We start from the raw sequence: 18642 nt of genomic DNA, 5'->3' as shown, positions 1-18642 counted from the left end.
CCCTCCCATCCGAAGCCGACCCAATCCAGTGATCCGTCCGCGAGCTCATCAGCGACTCCCTTGAGCAGGGTGTCCACCGAAATTCTGATACTCCCGTGGGGGCGTGCTCACCGGGGCGCTGATCGCTGTGGTCCGGTTCGGTCGCGTTCGATCAGCGTGGCGGGGAGCTTGACGGTTCTGCCTACGTCGCAGGGGGTGGCCTTCGTCCGGTTCGGGATGCCGGGTGGCCGGCCGGGGCCGGGCGTGCTGGGTTTGGGCGCACGGGCCGGACTGGGCAGGTGGGGGTCGGATGTTCCGGAACCCCCGGCGGACGCGGGTCGGCGTCAGCGCGACGCCGGGGCGGCTGGTCTTCTCCCAAGGGCGGCGCTGGTCGGCGGCGAGTGGGGCGGCGAGGCGGAGCTGGGTGTGGGCGACGATCACGAGCCAGGTCCAGCGGTCCGCGGCCTCCGGGGAGCGGAGCCTGGGTCGGGCCCAGCCGAGGGTCTGCTTGAACAGGCGGCAGGCGTGCTCCGGGTCGAATCTGCGCAGGTAGCTCGACCAGATGAAGTCGACGTCATCGGCGGTGGCGCCCGTCTTGGAGGACCACAGCCAGACCGGTGGCGCGTCGCGGTCGCCGGGCAAGTGGTCGACCTTCAGCCGGATCAGGATGCCCTCGACCAGCGGGAGTTCGCCGTCGTCGCCGATCCAGGCGGAGCGGTGGGTGAGGTAGGGGTGGACCCGGTCCCACGCCGTCGTCTCGGCCTTGCCGTAGCGCGGGGTGTCGTTCCTGGTGGTCAGCGTGGGTTCGGGCCAGGCGGCGGGGTCGGCGAGTGGGAAGCGGGGCCCGCGCTTCGGGGGCCCCGCCCTTCGGGTCGTAGATGTAGGCGGGCTTCGCCAGTCGCAGGACGCGGTCCGAGCGCAGGCGGCCGACGACTTCGACGGGCAGGTCCCGCAGCACGTACGCGAGGCGCATCGGGTCGTAGCCCGCGTCCATCACGATCATGATGTCCGGGTCGCCGTCGCGCCACTGACCCGCGGCGACCAGGCGCCGGACCACCTGCCGCAGCTGGGCGGCGGTCACCAGCGCAGCATCGTCGGTCGGGCCGAGGCGGACCACGTCCAGGACCTGCGTCCACGAGGTCCGGTCCGGGGTGAGCGCGGTGACGAACGAGTAGGGCCAGCCCGGCACCACGTGGTTGGACGCCTGGCCAGCGCGGCCGTGGACCAGGCAGAACAGCCGCTCGGGCGAGCAGGCGGCGTCGGAGCGCAGCCACGGCGAGACGTCCACGGTGAGCACGATCCGGCCCGCGAAGCGGGGCAGTGGCAGCTCGGCCAGCAGGTCCCGCGGCAGCTCGGTGTCCAGACGGCCGTGGTCGAGCGCGCCGTACAGGGAGCCGTAGCCGCGGCGGTGCTCGGCGGTCAGTGACAGCTCCACCGGCGTACGGGTGGGCGCATCCGAGCACAGCAGCGCGTCGGTCGGCTCAAAGAACGCGTCCGCCCGCGCGGACAGGCTGGCGTAGTAGTCCTCCCGGAAGAGTGACAGTTCCACGAACATGTCTCGCCGGGTGGCAAGTCGGAGCACACTCATCGGCACGGCCCCGTCGTCGATTCCTCGATCTCCTCGCAGAGTCAGGATCACGACCGGGCCGTCCCCATGTCCGCCGATCACCCGAACGAGTGAGCCATCGACGAGCACAATCAGGGCCCGATGCCAAGGAACAAGCTAAGTCAAACCGGGGAGGCCGGCTTGTCGGTGCTCGGACCTAGTATGCGGAGCATGACGCGATATATCGACGAGGATCTGCACAGTGCGGAGTTCCGCGAGTGCGATCTGACCGGGGCGCGCCTGATCGGCGTCGTCATGCAGGATGCCGTGATCGACGGGCACGTCACCAACCTCGTAGTGAACGGTGTCGAGGTCACCGAGTACGTCGAGGCAGAGCTCGACCGGCGTCATCCGGTGCGGGTGCTGATCCGCTCCGAGGGCCCTGACGATCTGCGCGAGGCATCGCGTCAGCTCCATGCCGTCTGGGCCGCCACGATCGAGCGAATCCGCCGTACGCCCGGCATCGAGCGCCGCAGCGTGAACGACGAGTGGTCGGCGGTGCAGACGATGCGCCACCTGGTCTTCGTCCACGACTCGTGGTTCCGCCGCTGCTGCCTGGGCTCGACGGAGCTGTTCACGCCGATGGGCATTGGGCCGACTGTCGAGCCCTACCGTGGAGCGCACGGGCTTGACCTCTCGCTCGATCCGGCCCTCGACGAGATCGTGAGCGTGCGTGACGCGCAGGCCGCCGAGCTTGAGGCCTGGCTCGATGAGGTCACCGCCGTGCAGCTCGCAGCGCGAGCGCCGGTGCCCGACGACGATGTCTGGCCGCCGTACGCCCGGGGCCGCTTGGTGCGGCAGTGCCTCGGCACGGTGCTCAAGGAGACCTTCGAGCACCACACCTTCTGCGTTCGCGACCTCGACCTGATCGAGGCACAGGACGCCGAGTAGGGCCGACTACAGACAACGTGCACCCAAGCCGACCCGCCCGGGCCCAGGCCGGCCGGCGTCCCGAACCGGACCAAGCCCCCCGCTGCGACGTGGGCAAGACCGTCAAACGCCCCGCCACGCTGATCGAACGCGACCGAACCGGACCGGTCCGCTCACACCCGCCCCGCTAGCGAAACCGAGCCGCACCATAAGGAACAGGCTCAGGTTGAACCCGCCTCGCCGCAGAGGCTGAGAGTCGTCGATCCGCGGGTACGCCCTCGTCGTGCGATACGTGCGCGGCGTCGGTCCACCATCCAGGAGTAAGAGCTCCTAACGAAATGATCTTCGATGGTCGGTTCCAGTCGCTGGGGTGCCATCGGGCAGCATGGGGGCGATGAACTCGGATGAGCCGGTGCCTCGGGAGTTGAAGGTCCTCGATACGACCTCGCTGGTCAGGCTGGAGGAGCGGGCATGCGAGCTCGGCCTCAACCAGCGGTTGAGCCCGGCATGGGTGCAGGCGAATGCGGCGCCCGATGGAACCCAGGCTCAGGAAGGCCTCGTGGATGTCATCGCGGATCTCCCAGCGGATGCGCAGGCGTCGGAACCAGTGCAGGTGGGCGAAGGCGCCTTCCATGACCCAGTGTTGAGTGCCGAGTCCGGCGCCGTGCTCGGTGCCTCGGCGGGCGATGAGCGGCTTCACGCCGAGGTTCCAGACCAGGCGGCGGTACTTGTCGTGGTCGTAGTCGCGGTCGCCGAGCACGGCGTCGGGCCGGCGCCGGAGCCGGCCGCGCTTGCCGCGAACGGACGGCAGTGCCTGAAGCAGTGGAATGAGCCGGGTGACGTCATTGCGGTTCCCGCCGGTCAGGGTGACGGCGAGCGGGATACCGGTGGCGTCGGTGATCAGGTGGTGCTTACTGCCCGGCCGCAGTCGCTCGCTTCCCGGGCTGAGTGAGTGGCAATTTGCTTAAGTAGAGCGGGAGATGGAGCGATGTCCGCTCCCGTCGACGGGTCTCGATCGTCACCCTGATCTGCTACAAACCCGGCGAACAGTCCCGGTGGGACGACGGCCGGGGCAAGCGCAAGGCCTGCAAGAGCTCCGCCCGGACTGATCGCCTCCCTGTCCCGACCGGCCGCCTGTGAAGCGCCTGCTGCCTGGCGAGCGGGTGCGCGAGGGCTTGTCGCGAAAGTGGATCTCGGCGGTGAAACGATCACGCTCCGTGGGGCATGGAGATCTGACAAACAGTCAGTTGACGTGGTTTGAACCGTTGCTGCCGCAGGGCATCAAGCCGGGCCGACCGCAGGCGTGGACGCGGCGGAAACTGATAGGCGGCATGCGGTGGCGGATCCGGGCCGTGCTCCTGGTGCGAGTGAGTGGGGGGACGCGAGAAGTCGGATGGGCCGACTTCCCATGCTGCGGGGGTACGTGGTCAGGGGTGGTGGGTGGGGGTGAGGAAGGTGGTGAGGCGGGGGTTGAGGTCATGGGGGGCGGCCATGGGGAGGTTGTGGTGGGAGGTGGCCGGGATGATGGCGACTTCGGCTTGGGGGAGGGTGTGGCGGGCGGTGCGGGCGACGGCGTGGGGGTCGTGGGTGCGGCTGTGGGCGGCGAGGAGGGTGAGGACGGGGGTGGTGAGGGAGTGGAGGCGTTCGGGGGTGGGGCGGGGGCCGGTGACGACGGGGGAGGCGGGGAAGTCGGCGTAGCCGAGGGCGTAGAGCTCGCGCCAGGCGGGGTCGGGGCGGGGGGTGGTGCCGGCTTCCCAGTCGAGGTAGGCGCGGGCGCGGGCCGGGGTGCGGTGGGGGAGGAAGAGGGGGAGGGTGCGCAGCAGGTAGCCGGGGCGGAAGCCGGCGAAGCACTGGGTGGGGTCGAGCAGGGCGAGCCGGCCGACCCGGGTGGGGGCGTGCAGGGCGTACTCCAGGGCGATCCAGCCGCCGTACGAGTGGCCGCAGAGGTCGGCCTGTTGGACGCCGAGTCCGTCGAGGACGGCGTCCAGCCAGCCGAGCAGGCCGGGGACGCCGTCGAGGGCGGCGCCGTCGTGGACGCTGCGGCCCGGGTCGCCGATGAGGTCGACGGCGAGGACGCGGTGTCCTGCTTCGGCCAGGGCGCCGGCGTTGGCATACCACAGGGTGGAGGTGGCGCCGCCGCCGTGGAGCAGGACGAGTGGGCGGCCGTCGGCGGGGCCGCAGGCGTTGATCCGGGTGGTGCCGTGGGCGGTGCGGACGGTGAGCGCTTCGACCGGGACGGGCCAGCGGGCGAGCAGCGCGTCGTAGGCGGCGAGGAAGGGGGCTGTGCGGGCGGACATGAGGGCCTCCGCGGGTGTGGTGTGATGGCGGCCGAGTCGGCTGGACCACTCGCCGGGCAAGTGTCGCGGCGAACGAGTATTACGCTGAACACGTATCGTGCTGAACAAGTATCTCGCTGAGCGAGAGAATAGTCGCACATGCCCTCCCCGAGGAAGGACGACAGGGTGTCCGAGGTTGCCGACCCGATGCGGCTGGTGCACCTGCTGCGTGGCCTGACGGTCGAACTCGACCTGTTCGGCGCCGAGTTCGCGGCCCGCAACGGTCTGCATCCGACCGATCTGCGGGCGCTGATCCACCTGCTGGACGCGGCCAGGGCCGGGGAGGTGGTCACCCCGGGCCGGCTCGGCGAGGCGCTGGGGCTGAACTCGGCGGGCACCACCGGCCTGGTGGACCGGCTGGAGCGGCTCGGGCTGATCCGGCGCGAGCGGGACCCGCGGGACCGGCGCCGGGTGCGGCTGCTGGTGGAGGAGCGGGCGATGGAGCTGGGGGAGGGCTTCTTCGGCGGGCTGATCGGCGATCTGGTCGCGGCGATGCGGCAGTTCGAGCCGGGGGAGCTGGACACGGCCCGGCGCTTCCTGACGGCGATGACCGGGGTGGTGGCGGCCGCCCGGGAGAACTGAGTGTCCAGGGAGGGCCGGGGCTACGCGGGGCCGAGAGTCCAGCTGATCACCGACAGCGTCGCCATCGACACCAGCGTCGACCAGAGCACCGCGTCCCGCGCGAGGGCGATGCCCTGCCGGTACTCGCGGGCGTAGGTGTACACGTTCTGGGCGGTGGGCAGCGCGGAGAACAGCACCACGGTGAGCAGTTGGTGCGCGGGCAGGTGGAGCAGCGGGCCGGCCACGGCGAGGGCCACCAGCGGCTGGACCAGGGTCTTGAGCGCGACGGTCAGCCCGACCTCGGTGCGGCGCGGACGGCCCTCCGCCGGCGGGCGGTTGTGCAGCGATATGCCGAGGGTGATCAGCGCGGTCGGGACGCCGGCGCCGCCGAGCAGTTCGCAGGAACGATTCAGCTCGGCGGGCAGGTGCACGCCGGTCGCCGAGGCGAGGGCGCCCAGGGCGGTGGCCAGCAGGATCGGATTGCGGACGGGCAGGGTGAGCAGCGCCCGCCGCCCGGCCGCGCCGCCGTCCAGGACTGCCAGGACGGCGGGGGTGACCACCAGGATCTGGAACAGCACCACGGGCGCCACGAAGGAGGCGTCGCCGAGGACCTGCATGGTCACCGGGATGCCGAGGTTGGCCGAGTTGACGTAGCCGGAGGCCATCGCGCCGACGGCCAGTTCGCCGGGCTTGCGGTGGAACAGCAGCCGCCCGACGAGCAGACCGAGGCCGATCGTGACCACCGTGCCCGCCGTGAAGGCGAGCATCGAGGCGTTGGCGAAGCGGTCCAGCGGGGTGCGGGCGATCATCAGGAACAGCGCGGCCGGCATCGCCACGTGGAAGACGAACCGGTTGAGCACCGTCTCGGCCTGCGGCCCGAGCAGCCCGGTGCGGCCGACGACGTAGCCGACGCCGGTGAGCGCCCAGATCGGCGCGAAGGCGGACAGCAGGGGGTGCAGGGCTGGCATGGTTCCTCGGATCGCTCGGGCGGATCTGCCGGTGCGACGGGGTCTCCCGTCGGGGGCGTCGACTCCCGAGCGCGGTGACCCCCCGAAGCCCATGAACCCCCGGGGCAGTAAACCAGTGGCCGTCGGCGAGGTGATCAACGGGCCTGTCGCGGGCACGCCAGCCGGGTCGGGCCATCGGCGGGCCAGGCACGAGGTCGACCGTCAAGGAACGCGGCCGACCGCCCGGAGCGACGCCGACCGCCCGGGCCTACGATGAGCCGATGGAGGACCAGCACCTGAGCCTGTCCGAGGTGGAGGCGATCGCGCGCCGGGCCCACCGGGGGCAGGTGGACAAGAACGGCCACCCGTACGGCGAGCACATCGCGGCGGTCGCCCACGGGACGGCGGCGCGGGGCGGCAGCGCGGCGCAGGTCGCGGCGGGCTGGCTGCACGACACCGTCGAGGACGACCGGCTGAGCCGGGAGTGGCTGGCCGGGGCCGCGCTGCCGGAGGAGACCAAGGCGATCGTGGACGCGCTCACCCGGCGCCGGGACGAGCCGGTCGAGGAGTACACGGCTCGCATCCTGGCCACGCCGGGCGCGCTGCTGGTCAAGCGCGCGGACCTGGCGCACAACTCCGATCCGGCCCGCCTCGCCGTGCTGGACCCGGCGACCGCCGAGCGGCTGGCCGCCAAGTACGCGCGGATGCGCGAGCTGCTCGGACTCACCGGCGAGCTGTAGTCCACGAGCTGTAGTCCCCGAGCCGGGGCCCAAGGAGCCGGGCCCAAGGAGCCGGGGCCCAAGGAGTCGGAGCCCGAGAGCCCGCCGCCCACGGGCGCCGGAGAACCACAAGAGGGCCCGGACCACGCGGATCGCGCGGGTCCGGGCCCTCTCGGGCACCCCGGTGGTCCCTGTCCGACCCCCGGGGTGAGGGGGAGTGGTCAGGTGACGGTCGGAGGCTGGTGGGCCGATGGGGTCGGCTTAGTACCAGTGGTTGGCCTGCCAGAAGTTCCAGGCGGCGTTCGGGCTGCCGTAGCGGGTGTTCATGTAGTCCAGCGCCCACTTGATCTGGGTGGCCGGGTTGGTCTTCCAGTCCGAGCCCGCCGAGGCCATCTTGGAGCCCGGCAGCGCCTGGGCCAGGCCGTACGCGCCGGAGCTCGCGTTGGTCGCGGACACGTTCCAGCTCGACTCGTGGGCGATGATCTGGCTGAAGGACGCCAGCTGGTTGGCCGGGACGATCTGGGCGGCGATGGCCTGCGGGGAGGCGGTGGCGGCGTTCGCGGTGGCGGGCAGGACACCCGCGCCCAGGGCGGTCAGACCGGCGGCGCCGGCGAGGATCGCGGCGGAGGTGCGCATACGGAGCTTGAAAGCGGGCATAAAGAGCAGGACCTCAATCGGGTTGGGCCGGGTCACTCCCCGCCGCGGACCTCGGCCGGACAGGGGCCGTGACGGTCGCGGGGTCGTGACCCGGCAGCAAGCCGTTCACCGGCGGGACAGGTGCCGGTGCGGCTGACGACTGAGCCATTGTTGGCAGACGGCATCGGCCCCCGCCAAGACCCCCTCGGTACGACCCACGGTCGTACGGAAGGGGCCGCCGTGGATTCGAAGGGGCGGTCGCGCGGAGCGTGCGGAGCGGCGGTGAGCAGCGCGAACGCGGGGGGTGCCGGGGTGGCGCGGGCGTTCCGGGGGTGTCTACTACCGCCCGTCGTGGGTGTTGATCACGTGTGAGCGCACTCACCGTGCGGGGCTCGGCGGGCGTCACTCGCCGGCCCGGTCGAAGCACGGTGGGTACAGACGATCAACCCCGCGCTGAGACCGGCGCCACACCCGAGCGGCGGGAGCGGCGCGACACCCGAGCGGCGGGATCGGCGCGACACCGCCGCGCCGAGCGGCAGGAGGTGGGAGGCGGGTCCTAACGGAGGTCGCCCAGCCGTCGGTGCCGGACGGCCCGGGCCGCGAGCCGGTCCGCTTCGGTGGTCGCCGACAGAGCGCCGAGCGCCGCGCCGACCGCGTGCCCGAGCCGGGCGCAGAAGGCCGCCGGCTCCTCGGCGGCGTCGGGCAGCTCCGGGACCACCTCGTCGACCAGCCCGACCTCGGCCAGCCGGTGCGCCCCGATCCCCTGGGCGCGGGCCAGCTCGGCGGCGTGCGCGCCGTCCCGGTGGACGATCGCCGAGGCGCCCTCCGGCGGCAGCGGCGCCAGCCAGGCGTGCTCGGCGGCGATCACCCGGTCCGCCGGGAGCAGTGCGAGCGCCCCGCCGCCCGACCCCTGGCCGAGCAGCACGGCCAGGACGGGGGTGCGCAGCGCGAGCAGGGTGGTCAGGCAGTGGGCGATCTCCACCGCGATGCCGTCCAGCTCGGCCTGGGCGGACAGCTCGGCGCCGGCCGTGTCCACCACGGTGACGAGCGGCAGTCCGAGCTGCTCGGCCAGGCGCGCGGTGCGCCGTACGGCCCGCAGGTCGGCGGCGGTGAAGGGGCGTTCGTGCTCGGGGGTCTGCCGCTGCTGGCCGACGACCAGGACGGGCCGGCCGCCGAGCAGGGCCAGCGCCCGGACCAGTGCGCCGCCGCGCCCGCCGGGGGCGTCCAGCAGTACCAGCTCCTCGGCGGTGTGCCGCAGCAGCTCGCGGGTGCCGGGGCGGTCGGGGCGCCGGGTGCGGAGGACGGAGTCCCAGGCGTCGGGGTGCCCATGAGTGCGGACGGGCGCGGGGGTCGGAGAGGCGGTGGGGTCCGTAGGAGGGGACGGCGGTGCGGCGGCGAGGACGGCGAGGGTGCGGCGGAGCAGCTCGCGCAGCTCCTGCGGCGGTACGACGGCGTCCACCAGTCCCTGGCCGGCGAGGGTCTCGGCCCGCTGGACGTCCGGCGGCAGTTCCACGCCGCGCAGCTCCTCGTACACGCGTGGGCCGAGGAAGCCGAGCCGGGCGCCGGGCTCGGCGAGGACCAGCTGTCCGAGCGTGCCCCAGGAGGCGAAGACCCCGCCCATGGTGGGGTTGCGCAGGTAGGTGAGGTAGGGGAGGCCGGCGGCGCGGTGCGCCTGGACGGCGGCGGTGATCCGCAGCATGCAGAGGAAGGCCGCCGACCCCTCCTGCATCCGCGTCCCGCCGGAGACGGGCAGGGCGAGCAGCGGCAGCCGCTCGGCGGTGGCGCGCTCGACGGCGCGGGTGATCCGCTCGGCGGTGGCGACGCCGATCGAGCCGCCGAGGAAGCCGAACTCGGAGGCGATGAGGGCGACCGGCCGGCCGTCGATCGAGCCGACGCCGGTGAGGACGGCCTCGTCCAGGCCGGTGCGCTCGCGGGCGCGGTCGAGGGAGGCGCGGTAGTCGGGGTCGGGCCGGTCGACGGCCGGTGGCTCGTCCCAGCCGCGGAAGCCGCCCGGATCGACCAGCAGGCCGATCAGCTGGTGGGCCGTCAGTGCCGTGCCCGAGCCCGTACCCATGCCCACCCCGTCAGAGTCGTTCCGGTGATCGTTCCGGTGATCGCTCCGGCGGTCGTTCCGGCGGTCGTCCCGGCCCCGCCGTGATCCGTCCGGCTAGGCGGCACTCTATGCGGCACGGTCCGGTCGGGACAGCTCCGACATGAGTTCGATGGCGGTCGACCCTTGCGCCGGACGGGCGGTTCGTGGGCGTTTCGCGGACGGCTCCGGGGGAGGGGCGCGGGGCTCGGCGTACGGCTCAAGTCCTCGTAGGTAAAGGGTAGTTACTCGCTGGTTAATAGTTTTTCTGAGGGCTTCCGGAGCTGACGGTGTCTCGTCAGACTGGTGGACATGACTCGCACTCTACGCGCGTGGAAGACCCGCGCCGCCGCCGTCACCGCCGTCGCCCTGATGACCCTCGCCCCGGTCGCCGTCGCCACCGAGGCGCACGCCGACGTGAGCGGCTCGGTCTGCCTCTCCGCCCTCCCGTCGCAGGCCACCGACACCCTCAACCTGATCGCCTCCGGCGGACCGTTCCCCTACTCCCAGGACGGGGTGGTCTTCCAGAACCGGGAGGGCGTCCTGCCCAGCGAGTCCTACGGCTACTACCACGAGTACACCGTCATCACCCCGGGCTCCCCGACCCGCGGCGCCCGCCGGATCGTGACCGGGCAGGCCAGCCAGGAGGACTACTACACCGGCGACCACTACGCCACGTTCTCGCTGATCGACCAGACCTGCTGACCGTCCGCTGATCACCCCGGGGCCGTCCCCGGACGCTCCGACACGACGGTGGCCTCGGCTGGCTTCCCCGCCGAGGTCACCGCCGTGCGGCCGTAACCGTAGCCGTAGTCGCTACGGCCGCCCCCGGGCTCAGAGCTCGGACGGCCCCCAGGCGCCCACCGCCAGCTCGTCCCCCACCCGCAGCGTGCCGGGCCGCAGCACCGCGAACTTGCTGCCGAACGCCACCCCGCCCGCCGCCGCCCGGCGGTACCGGGCCAGCGTGCGCAGCGGCTCCGGGCCCGCCTTGGTGCCGTGGGACTGGTCCACCATCGTCACCGCGCAGCGGATCGCGAGCTTGGCGTAGCCCAGTTCGGCCCCGCCCACCTCGATCCGGCGGGCCAGGTCCTCGGTGTGCGGTTCGGACCAGCCGTCCACCACCACGTTCGGGCGGAACCGGTCCATCGGCAGCGGCGGAGTGCCGGAGAGCTCGTTGAAGTACTCCAGCGAGGAGTGCGACACCAGGTGCACGGCGCAGCTGTCCGCGTAGCCCGAGGTGCCCGGGACCAGCCCGTCGGTCACCCGGTCGTGCTCCGGCGGCACCCGGACCAGTCGGCTTCGCGCGTCCAGCACCCCGGAGAGCCAGTCGGCGGCCTCCTCGCCCTGGTCGATGCCGAAGAACGGCGCACCGAACAGCCGCACCTCGCGGCGCGGGCCCCCGGTGTCCACCGGGACCGACACCGGCTCCGTCCCCGGGGCGGCCAGGGTCAGCGAACGGCCGTCCTCCGCCACCGTCGGGCGGACGGTGGCCAGCACCGGGTCCCGGCGCTGGGAGCGGAACACGCCCTCCTCGTCCACCACCATGAACGCCCGGTCGTGGGCCAGCCCGGCCCGGGTGAGCTCCGCCTGCGCGGCCGCCACCCCCGCGCAGCCCTTCACCGGGTAGTACCGCAGTTCCGTCACCGTGGCCATCGTCCTGCCCCCCCTTCGCGCCGGCGTGCCGTGCTACGCCCGCGTACCGTCCATCTCGCGAACCCCACAGGGTAGTTGAGCGGGCCGACGGGGGCGGAGGCGGGACGGGGTGGATCCGCCCGCCGCTTGCTAGGGTCGGGGACATGGCACCACCGAGCAGCGCGAACCCCCCGGGGCGGCTCCGGCGTGACGCGCAGCGCAACCGCGACCTCCTGCTCGCCGCCGCCCGCGACATGTTCTCCCGGCACGGCCTGGACGTGCCGCTGGACCAGATCGCCAAGGAGGCGGGCGTCGGCAACGCCACCCTCTACCGGCACTTCCCGACCCGCGAGGCGCTGATCGGCGAGGTGTTCGCGGACGCCGGGGGCGGCCTGGCCGCCGCGGGCGAGGAGGCGCTCGCCGACGCGGACGCCTGGACCGGCCTCGAACGGTACTTCGGGCGGATCTTCGAACTGGTCGCCGCCGACCGGGGCATCAACGACCTGGTCACCCAGGCCATCCCGACCATCCCCGGGATGATCGAGATCAGCCGCGGGCACGCCACCACCGTCGGCGCCCTGATCGCCCGCGCCCAGGAGCAGGGCACCATGCGCCGCGACGTCGTCACCATGGACCTGCTCTTCCTGCTCGGCCCGCTCTGCCGCGCCCTGCCGGCCGCCACCGAGCTGCGCCCCGACCTCTGGCGCCGCTACCTCGCCCTGCTGCTCGACGGCTTCCGCGCCCAGGCCACCCACCCGCTGCCGGTCCCGCCGATCGGGGAGGAGCACCTGGACCGGATGTTCGCGGACCTCTGGGAGGCGGAGCAGCCGGAGCTCTCCTGAGCCTGAGCCCTCCTGAGTCCGAGCCCTCCTGAGTCCGAGCCCGCCGCAAGCCCGAGCCCGCCGCAAGCCCGAGCCTGCTTCCGCCCGTGCCGCATCAGGGACGCGTACGGAAGGACGGGCTCCGCGTCAGGGCCGCGTCAACGGCCCGTGGCCGTACGGGCGCGGGCCGCTTTGCTGGGGTGGAATCGGCGCGGTCCGGTCCGGCTCGGTGCGAGGGCACCCGGGCGCGCGGGCGGACGGAGAGGCAGGGCGGGCCATGACGGACAGTGGTGCGGACGGGGGCCGGATCGTGGTCGGCATCAGTGGCTCGTTGGGCAGCCTCGCCGCACTGCACCGCGCGGTGGCCGAGGCCCGTCGCTCGGACGTCGAGGTGCTCGCGGTGCTCTGCTGGACCCCGCCCGGCGACGAACTCGGCTACCGCCGCACCCCGTGCCCGCCGGTGATCGAGGCCGGCCGCGACGCCGCCGTGGCCCGGCTGCGGCAGGCCCTCGACGAGGCCTTCGCCGGACGCCACGCGGGTGTCCGGCTGCGTTGCCAGGCCGTCCGCGGCGACACCGGCCACACGCTGGTGCGGTGCGCGGACCGGCCCGGTGACCTGCTCGTCCTCGGCGCCGGACGGGAGCGCGGCCGCCTCGCCCGACTGGTGCACCCCTCGGTCACCGCCTACTGCGTCCGGCATGCCGCCTGCCCGGTCCTGGCCGTCCCGCGTCCGCCGCTGCAGCGCGAGCTGGAGGCCCTGGAGCGCGGTGGCGGGCTGCGGGAGCCGGCGGCGGGGAACTGAGGTCAGGCCGGCCCGGCCGCCTCGGCGAGGACGGCGGCGGTCCGCCGGCCGGCGGCCAGGGTGTCGGCGTCGGTGGCCGGGAGGCAGCGGCCGGCCTCGGGGTGGTAGGCGGTCATCACCACGCCGGCGTGGTCGGTGGGCAGTTCGAGGGTCCGTACCGCCGAGCGCTGCTTTGTCAGAGCAGCGCTCAACCGCCGGGTGTGCTCGATGTCCACGATCCCGTCCGCCGTGCCGTGGACCAGCCAGAGCGGGACGGGGGACGGGCCGGCGGCCAGGTGGTCGAGCGGGGCCTCGCCGGTGGTGACGGCCGTGGTCGAGTAGTGCGAGGCGATGCCGACGGCGGCGACGGGCCGTAGCTCGGCGGGGGTGTCCGGGTGGGTGGCCACGGCTATCGCCTCGCGGCCGCCCATCGACCAGCCGGCCAGCACGAAGCGGGCCGGGTCCCCGCCGTGCTCGGCGGCGATCCGGCGGGCCTGGGCCAGCGAGGCGAGCAGTTCGGCGCCGCCGCGGTCCGGCTGCTCGGAGCTCCAGTCCGGGACGAGCACCAGCAGCCCCAGCCCGGCGGCCTCCCGGGCCAGCGGCCGCAGCACGTCGCGCTCGTTCGGGCCGTTGCCGTGCCAGAGCAGGACGACGGGAGCCGGTCCGGCGGTGCCGGCGGCCGGGAGGTGGACGTCCATCAGCCGCCCTTCCGCGTACGGAGCGGCAGTCGGGGCGGCAGGCGGACCGGCCTCGGGTCGAGCGCTCGTCATGCGGGGTTCCCCTCCGGTTCGGTGGATGATCACGGAGCTGGTACTGTACTTCTCGTCGCGAGGGAGGGATTCCTCGTCAGGCGTCAGTGGTGCTACCAGAGCACGTCCTACTTTCAGTAGGAAGAGTCCGTGCGACCCGGGCCTGGCGCTCCAGAGTCGGACAGGGTCCGGTGCCGTTCGTTCGGCGCCGGGCCCTGTCCGCGTTTCCGGGAACAGGGCGACCGCCGGACGACCGTTCAGGACGGGGCGTTCTCGGGGCGAGGCGTTCTCAGGACGGCTGGCGGTCGGAGCCCAGCTCGCGGGAGATCCGCAGGCCGACCTGGGCGACCACCGGGCCGAGGGCGCGGACCCGGGCGGCGGTCATCCGTGAGGTGAGGCCGGAGACGGACAGGGCGGCGGTCACCTCGCCGGTGTGGTCGAAGATCGGGGCGGCGACGCAGCGGACCTCGGGCTCGTTCTCGCGATCGTCGATCGAGTAGCCGCGGGCGCGGATGCGGGCGAGGTCGGCGCGGAGCCGGGGCTCGTCGGCGATGGTCCAGGCGGTCACCGGGCGCAGTCCGGCCGCGACCACCTCGGCGACGGCCTCCTCGGGCAGCCAGGCGAGGATCGCCTTTCCGGTGGCGGTGCAGTAGGCGGGGGCCCGGCTGCCGACCCGGGAGGCCATCCGGACGTTGGTCTCGTCCTCGACCTTGTCCAGGTAGACGATCCCGGGGGCCTGCCAGACGGTCAGGTGGACGGTCTCGCCCGCCTCGCGCTGGAGCCGGCGCAGGTGTTCGGCGGCGACGCTGCGCAGGTCGAGGGTGGTCAGGTAGGCCTGGCCGAGCCGCAGGGAGCCGTGGCCGAGCCGGAACCAGCCGGTCTCGCGGTCCCGGTCGAGGAGGTGCTCGTCCAGCAGGGGGCCGGCCAGTCGCAGCACGGTGCTCTTGTTCAGGCCGAGCCCGTCGGCGAGCTGGGCGAGCGGCACGCCACGCCCGTCGCCGTGGTCGCGGACGTAGCCGAGGACGGCGAGCGCGCGGCGCAGCGAGGAGGACTGGTTGCGTTCGGTCGCGGGTTTCTTGGGCGCCGTCTCCGTCATGGGTCCGTTCCCTGTGTCGTTCTGCCGGTGTTCCCCCGCAGGTCGGCGGCGGTTGTCAGAACGTACCCGGTCGTGACGGGATCGCCTCATCTTCGATACAACGTTGTGCAGTGCAAAACTTTCCCCAACTCCCTCTTGTTGGCGCCGATCGCCCCCGCCTAACGTCCCTGCCATCGAGCAGGCGACGTCGCCCCACCCGAGCGCTGCGCCCTGCCGTACCCCCACCACTTCACCCACCATCGGCCCCGGTCAGGGCCTGCTTCGACGTGCCCGTCCCCGCGGCGGACGTCTCGGCGGCAGCTGTCGGGAGGGGAGGTCTCCACCATGCGACTCATCGGACGGACCGCCGCAGCCGTCGTGCTCGCCGCCGGCTGCCTGGCCGCCACCGCCTGTGCCCCCGGCACCGCCTCGCCGGCGAGCGACAAGGCCGCCGACGACCGGACCGGCACGCTGCAGGTCTGGCTGTACAACGAGGCGGGCAACGCGGCCAAGGAGGCCGTGATCGCCAAGGCCGTGACCGACTTCCAGGCCTCCCACCAGGGCGTCACCGTCAACGTCAGCTACATCGACACCGACGCCTCGGCCCGCGCGGCCAAGATGAAGGGCGCGTTCAACGACCCGAACAGCGCCCCCGACCTGGTCGAGTTCGGCAACACCGACCTGCCCGGCTACGTCGCCGCCGGCGGCCTCGCCGACATCACCACCGAGCTGGACACGTGGCAGGACAAGGGCGACCTCGACCCGGCGATCGCCAAGACCGCCGTGGTGGACGGCAAGACCTACGGCCTGCCCTGGTGGGTCGGCGTGCGCGCGCTGTACTACCGCACCGACCTGTTCACCGAGGCCGGCCTCACCCCGCCGACCTCGTACGCCGAACTGGTCGCCGCCAACCAGAAGATCCACGCCGCCCACCCGGACACCTTCGGCATCGCCGTCGGCGGCAAGTACACCTTCGCCGCGCTGCCCTTCGTCTGGGACGCGGGCGGCGACATCGCCACCAAGGACGGCGCCGCGTTCAAGGCGGCGATCAACTCGCCCGCCTCGCAGGCCGGGATCAAGCGCTACACCGACCTCTTCGGCGCGGACGGCTGCCCCGCCCAGCAGTGCGCGGACCTGACCGGCGGCAAGACCGTCGACCTGTTCGCGGCCGGCAAGTCGGCGATGGCGGTGCTGCTCAACTCCAACCGCGGCAAGGTGGACGCGGGCGCGGTCAAGGGCAAGTACGGCGTGGTCCCGCTGCCCGGCGAGAAGCCCGGCTCGATCGCCCCGGCCTTCGCCGGCGGCAACAACCTGGGCGTGATGAAGGCGGCCAAGCACCGCACGCTGGCCGTCGAGTTCGCCGAGCTGCTGGCGAGCCCCGCGTACCAGGAGCAGATGTACGACGCGATGGGCAACCTGCCGACGCTCAAGTCCGTCAGCGGCAAGGTCGCGGCGAAGGACGCGTTCCTGAAGCCCTTCACCGACACCATCGCGGCCGGCACCAGGTTCGTCCCGCTCGACCAGGCGTGGGCGCAGATCGACGCCCAGGCGGTGATCCCGACGATGCTCCAGCAGGTCGTCACCGGTAAGGCGGACGTGGCCAAGGCCTCGGGCGACGCGGCCGCGCAGGTCTCCTCGGCCTTCGCCGCGCACTGACGGCCGACCGCCGGCGGCGGGGGCGCGCCACGACCGCCGCCGCCGGCATGTGAGCCACCGCCACCGTCACCGCCGCCGGCGGCGAGTCACCGGCGCCGCTGCCGGTACCGAGTCACCGCCGCCGGCACCGAGCCACCGGCGCCGCACCGCCGGCCCCCGGCCGCGTACGGACGGCCCCCCTCCCGGTTCGTCTCAGAGAGCAGGTCCCGCACGTGTCCGTATCCACCTCGACCGCCCCGGCGCCGCCTTCCCCGCAGAGGCGCCGTGGGGGAAGGGCGCCGGCCGCACCCCCGGGCGGCCGGCGCCGGCGGCCCCCGCTGCTGCTGCTCCTGCCGGCCGCGGTCATCCTGATCCCGCTGGTCGCCTACCCGATCTACCAGCTCGGCCTGCTGTCCGTACTGGACTTCGGGCAGGCCCAGGCCTCGGGCGGCGCCCCGACCTCCTTCGTCGGCTTCGGCAACTACTCGAAGATCCTCGAGGACGAGCAGTTCTGGACGGTGCTGTTCCAGACCATCGGCTTCGCGGCGTTCTGCGTGGTCGCCACCCTGGCCGTCGGCGCCACCCTCGCGGTGCTGCTCACCAAGGTCGGCCGGTGGCCCCGGCTGGTGCTGACCACCGCGGCGATGGCCGCCTGGGCGGCGCCGGCGATGACCGGTTCGACGGTGTGGAGCTTCCTGTTCGACACCAACCTTGGCCTGGTCAACCACACCCTGGAGGGGCTCGGACTCTCCGGCTTCCACGAGTTCAACTGGTTCTACGACAAGTGGACGGCGTTCCTGATCGTCGGCGCCGTGGTGGTGTGGCACTCCTACCCGTTCGTGATGGTCACCCTCTACGCGGGCATCCGGGCCATCCCGGAGGAGATCATGGAGGCGGCCGCGCTGGACGGCGCCAACACCTGGACCACCTTCCGCCGGATCACCGCACCGATGCTGCGCCCGATCCTGACCATCGTGGTGATCCAGTCGGTGATCTGGGACTTCAAGGTCTTCACCCAGATCTATGTGATGACCGAGGGCGGCGGCATCGCCGGCCAGAACCTCGTGCTCAACGTGTACGCGTACCAGAAGGCGTTCGCCTCCTCGCAGTACGGGCTGGGCGCGGCGATCGGCGTGATCATGCTGCTGATCCTGGTGATCCCGACGGTCCTGTACATCCGCACCCTGCGACGGACGGGGAACGAACTGTGAGCCCGGCGAACTCCCCGGCGAACTCCCCGGCCGTGAAGCCGGCCCGGAACACCGGCGGCCCCCGGAACACCCGTGGTCGGAACACCCGCGGCCGGTGGCGGCTGGCCGCCAACAGCGGCGCGATCGTGCTGGCCGTGGTCACCGCCTTCCCGATCTTCTGGATGGTGCTCTCGGCCTTCAAGCCCAAGGGCGAGATCCAGTCGCTCGACCCCAGGCCGTGGACCGCCCACCCCACGCTGGAGAGCTTCCGTCAGGTGCTCAGCGTGGACGGCTTCGCCCGCTACTTCGGGAACAGCCTGGTGGTCGCGCTGTCGGTGGTGGTGCTGTCGGCGATCGTGGTCTTCCTGGCGGCGGTGGCCGTGACCAGGTTCCGGTTCAAGTTCCGCACCACCATCATGGTGATGTTCCTGATCGCCCAGATGATCCCGGTCGAGGCGCTGACCATCCCGCTGTTCTTCATGTTCCGCGACGCCGGACGGTTCGCCCCGGGCATCGGGCTGAACACCCTGGCCTCGCTGGTCCTGGTGCAGCTGGCGTTCTCGCTGCCGTTCGGGATCTGGATGATGCGCGGCTTCGTCGCGGCCGTCCCGGTCTCGATCGAGGAGGCGGCGCAGATCGACGGGGCCGGCCGGACCCGCATCCTGTGGCGGATCCTGCTGCCGCTGGTGGCCCCGGGCCTCGCCGCGACCAGCGTGTTCTCCTTCATCGCGGCGTGGAACGACTTCGTCTTCGCCAAGACCTTCATCATCAGCGCCACCCAGAACCAGACGCTGCCCTCGGCGCTGCTGGTCTTCTTCAAGCCGGACGAGAACGACTGGGGCGGCATCATGGCGGCGTCCACGCTGATGACCGTGCCGGTGCTGATCTTCTTCATCGCGGTGCAGCGCAAGCTGGTCTCCGGGTTGGCCGGTGCGGTGAAGGACTGATCGCCCGCGCGTGCGGAGCGGCCGGGAGTCCCGTCGTCGTGCGGGACTCCCGTTGCCGTGCGGCCCCGC

17 protein-coding genes and 1 pseudogene are annotated in these 18642 nt (G+C 72.7%); 9 read left to right on the top strand and 9 right to left on the bottom strand.

Annotated features, from left to right (window positions below; genetic code table 11):
- Positions 1-553 precede the first annotated feature (553 nt).
- Complete coding sequence (locus ACFRQN_RS21695; protein WP_380741583.1) at positions 554-1618, bottom strand: transposase; 1065 nt, start codon at positions 1616-1618, stop codon at positions 554-556.
- Positions 1619-1756: 138 nt separating this feature from the next.
- Between ACFRQN_RS21695 and ACFRQN_RS21690 the strand changes: the two genes are divergently transcribed.
- A complete protein-coding gene (locus ACFRQN_RS21690; protein ID WP_380741582.1) occupies positions 1757-2476 on the top strand; it encodes a DinB family protein in 720 nt (239 codons plus the stop codon).
- A 520-nt stretch (positions 2477-2996) separates the two neighbouring features.
- Here the strand turns inward: ACFRQN_RS21690 and ACFRQN_RS21685 are convergent.
- Together ACFRQN_RS21685 and ACFRQN_RS21680 are read right to left on the bottom strand one after the other, a co-directional pair.
- Positions 2997-3389 (bottom strand): annotated as a pseudogene (locus ACFRQN_RS21685) (transposase); the annotation flags it as partial.
- A gap of 493 nt (positions 3390-3882) precedes the next feature.
- Complete coding sequence (locus ACFRQN_RS21680) at positions 3883-4752, bottom strand: alpha/beta fold hydrolase (protein ID WP_380741581.1); 870 nt, start codon at positions 4750-4752, stop codon at positions 3883-3885.
- 186 nt (positions 4753-4938) lie between these two features.
- On the opposite strand from ACFRQN_RS21680, the gene ACFRQN_RS21675 reads away from it, so the two are divergent.
- On the top strand, positions 4939-5373 hold the full coding sequence (locus ACFRQN_RS21675) for a MarR family transcriptional regulator (RefSeq protein ID WP_380741585.1): 435 nt from the start codon (positions 4939-4941) through the stop codon (positions 5371-5373).
- Between the two features lie 20 nt (positions 5374-5393).
- Here ACFRQN_RS21675 and ACFRQN_RS21670 read toward each other — a convergent pair whose 3' ends face one another.
- Positions 5394-6320 (bottom strand): AEC family transporter, encoded by a 927-nt coding sequence (locus ACFRQN_RS21670; RefSeq protein WP_049659344.1) that lies wholly within the window; start codon positions 6318-6320, stop codon positions 5394-5396.
- A 260-nt stretch (positions 6321-6580) separates the two neighbouring features.
- Between ACFRQN_RS21670 and ACFRQN_RS21665 the strand changes: the two genes are divergently transcribed.
- Positions 6581-7039: an HD domain-containing protein gene (locus ACFRQN_RS21665; protein ID WP_380741580.1), complete on the top strand. Its 459-nt coding sequence runs from the start codon at positions 6581-6583 to the stop codon at positions 7037-7039.
- Positions 7040-7279: 240 nt separating this feature from the next.
- Here the strand turns inward: ACFRQN_RS21665 and ACFRQN_RS21660 are convergent, their stop codons facing one another.
- A complete protein-coding gene (locus ACFRQN_RS21660) occupies positions 7280-7654 on the bottom strand; it encodes a transglycosylase SLT domain-containing protein (protein ID WP_241853055.1) in 375 nt (124 codons plus the stop codon).
- Positions 7655-8210: 556 nt separating this feature from the next.
- A complete protein-coding gene (locus ACFRQN_RS21655; protein ID WP_380741579.1) occupies positions 8211-9728 on the bottom strand; it encodes a carboxyl transferase domain-containing protein in 1518 nt (505 codons plus the stop codon).
- A 387-nt stretch (positions 9729-10115) separates the two neighbouring features.
- On the opposite strand from ACFRQN_RS21655, the gene ACFRQN_RS21650 reads away from it, so the two are divergent.
- A complete protein-coding gene (locus ACFRQN_RS21650; RefSeq protein WP_049650667.1) occupies positions 10116-10448 on the top strand; it encodes a ribonuclease in 333 nt (110 codons plus the stop codon).
- A gap of 129 nt (positions 10449-10577) precedes the next feature.
- On the opposite strand, the gene ACFRQN_RS21645 is transcribed toward ACFRQN_RS21650, so the two are convergent.
- The gene (locus ACFRQN_RS21645; RefSeq protein ID WP_380741578.1) at positions 10578-11396 is read right to left on the bottom strand and encodes an MOSC domain-containing protein; all 819 of its coding nucleotides are present in this window, start codon (positions 11394-11396) and stop codon (positions 10578-10580) included.
- Positions 11397-11539: 143 nt separating this feature from the next.
- Here ACFRQN_RS21645 and ACFRQN_RS21640 point away from each other — a divergent pair, with 143 nt between their 5' ends.
- Positions 11540-12217 (top strand): TetR/AcrR family transcriptional regulator, encoded by a 678-nt coding sequence (locus tag ACFRQN_RS21640; protein ID WP_380741577.1) that lies wholly within the window; start codon positions 11540-11542, stop codon positions 12215-12217.
- Between the two features lie 256 nt (positions 12218-12473).
- Positions 12474-12998: a universal stress protein gene (locus tag ACFRQN_RS21635; protein WP_074004499.1), complete on the top strand. Its 525-nt coding sequence runs from the start codon at positions 12474-12476 to the stop codon at positions 12996-12998.
- Positions 12999-13000: 2 nt separating this feature from the next.
- Here ACFRQN_RS21635 and ACFRQN_RS21630 read toward each other — a convergent pair whose 3' ends face one another.
- Both ACFRQN_RS21630 and ACFRQN_RS21625 read right to left on the bottom strand, forming a co-directional pair.
- Positions 13001-13747, bottom strand: a complete 747-nt coding sequence (locus ACFRQN_RS21630; protein WP_380741576.1) for an alpha/beta hydrolase family protein — start codon at positions 13745-13747, stop codon at positions 13001-13003.
- 268 nt (positions 13748-14015) lie between these two features.
- Positions 14016-14822 carry an IclR family transcriptional regulator gene (locus ACFRQN_RS21625; RefSeq protein ID WP_049650658.1) on the bottom strand — a complete coding sequence of 269 codons (807 nt, stop codon included), beginning with the start codon at positions 14820-14822 and terminating at the stop codon, positions 14016-14018.
- Positions 14823-15146: 324 nt separating this feature from the next.
- On the opposite strand from ACFRQN_RS21625, the gene ACFRQN_RS21620 reads away from it, so the two are divergent.
- The 3 genes from ACFRQN_RS21620 (at position 15147) to ACFRQN_RS21610 (ending at position 18573) form a co-directional block, all read left to right on the top strand.
- A complete protein-coding gene (locus ACFRQN_RS21620; protein ID WP_117492337.1) occupies positions 15147-16457 on the top strand; it encodes an extracellular solute-binding protein in 1311 nt (436 codons plus the stop codon).
- A gap of 212 nt (positions 16458-16669) precedes the next feature.
- Positions 16670-17647 (top strand): carbohydrate ABC transporter permease, encoded by a 978-nt coding sequence (locus tag ACFRQN_RS21615; protein ID WP_049650656.1) that lies wholly within the window; start codon positions 16670-16672, stop codon positions 17645-17647.
- 32 nt (positions 17648-17679) lie between these two features.
- Positions 17680-18573: a carbohydrate ABC transporter permease gene (locus ACFRQN_RS21610; RefSeq protein ID WP_380741584.1), complete on the top strand. Its 894-nt coding sequence runs from the start codon at positions 17680-17682 to the stop codon at positions 18571-18573.
- The last annotated feature ends 69 nt before the right edge of the window (positions 18574-18642 follow it).

Origin of the sequence: Kitasatospora sp. NPDC056800 (genome assembly GCF_042789775.1) — a bacterium.
GTDB lineage: Bacteria > Actinomycetota > Actinomycetes > Streptomycetales > Streptomycetaceae > Kitasatospora.
Note: the sequence above shows the minus strand (reverse complement) of the source record. Positions and strands in the feature narration are given on the sequence as shown.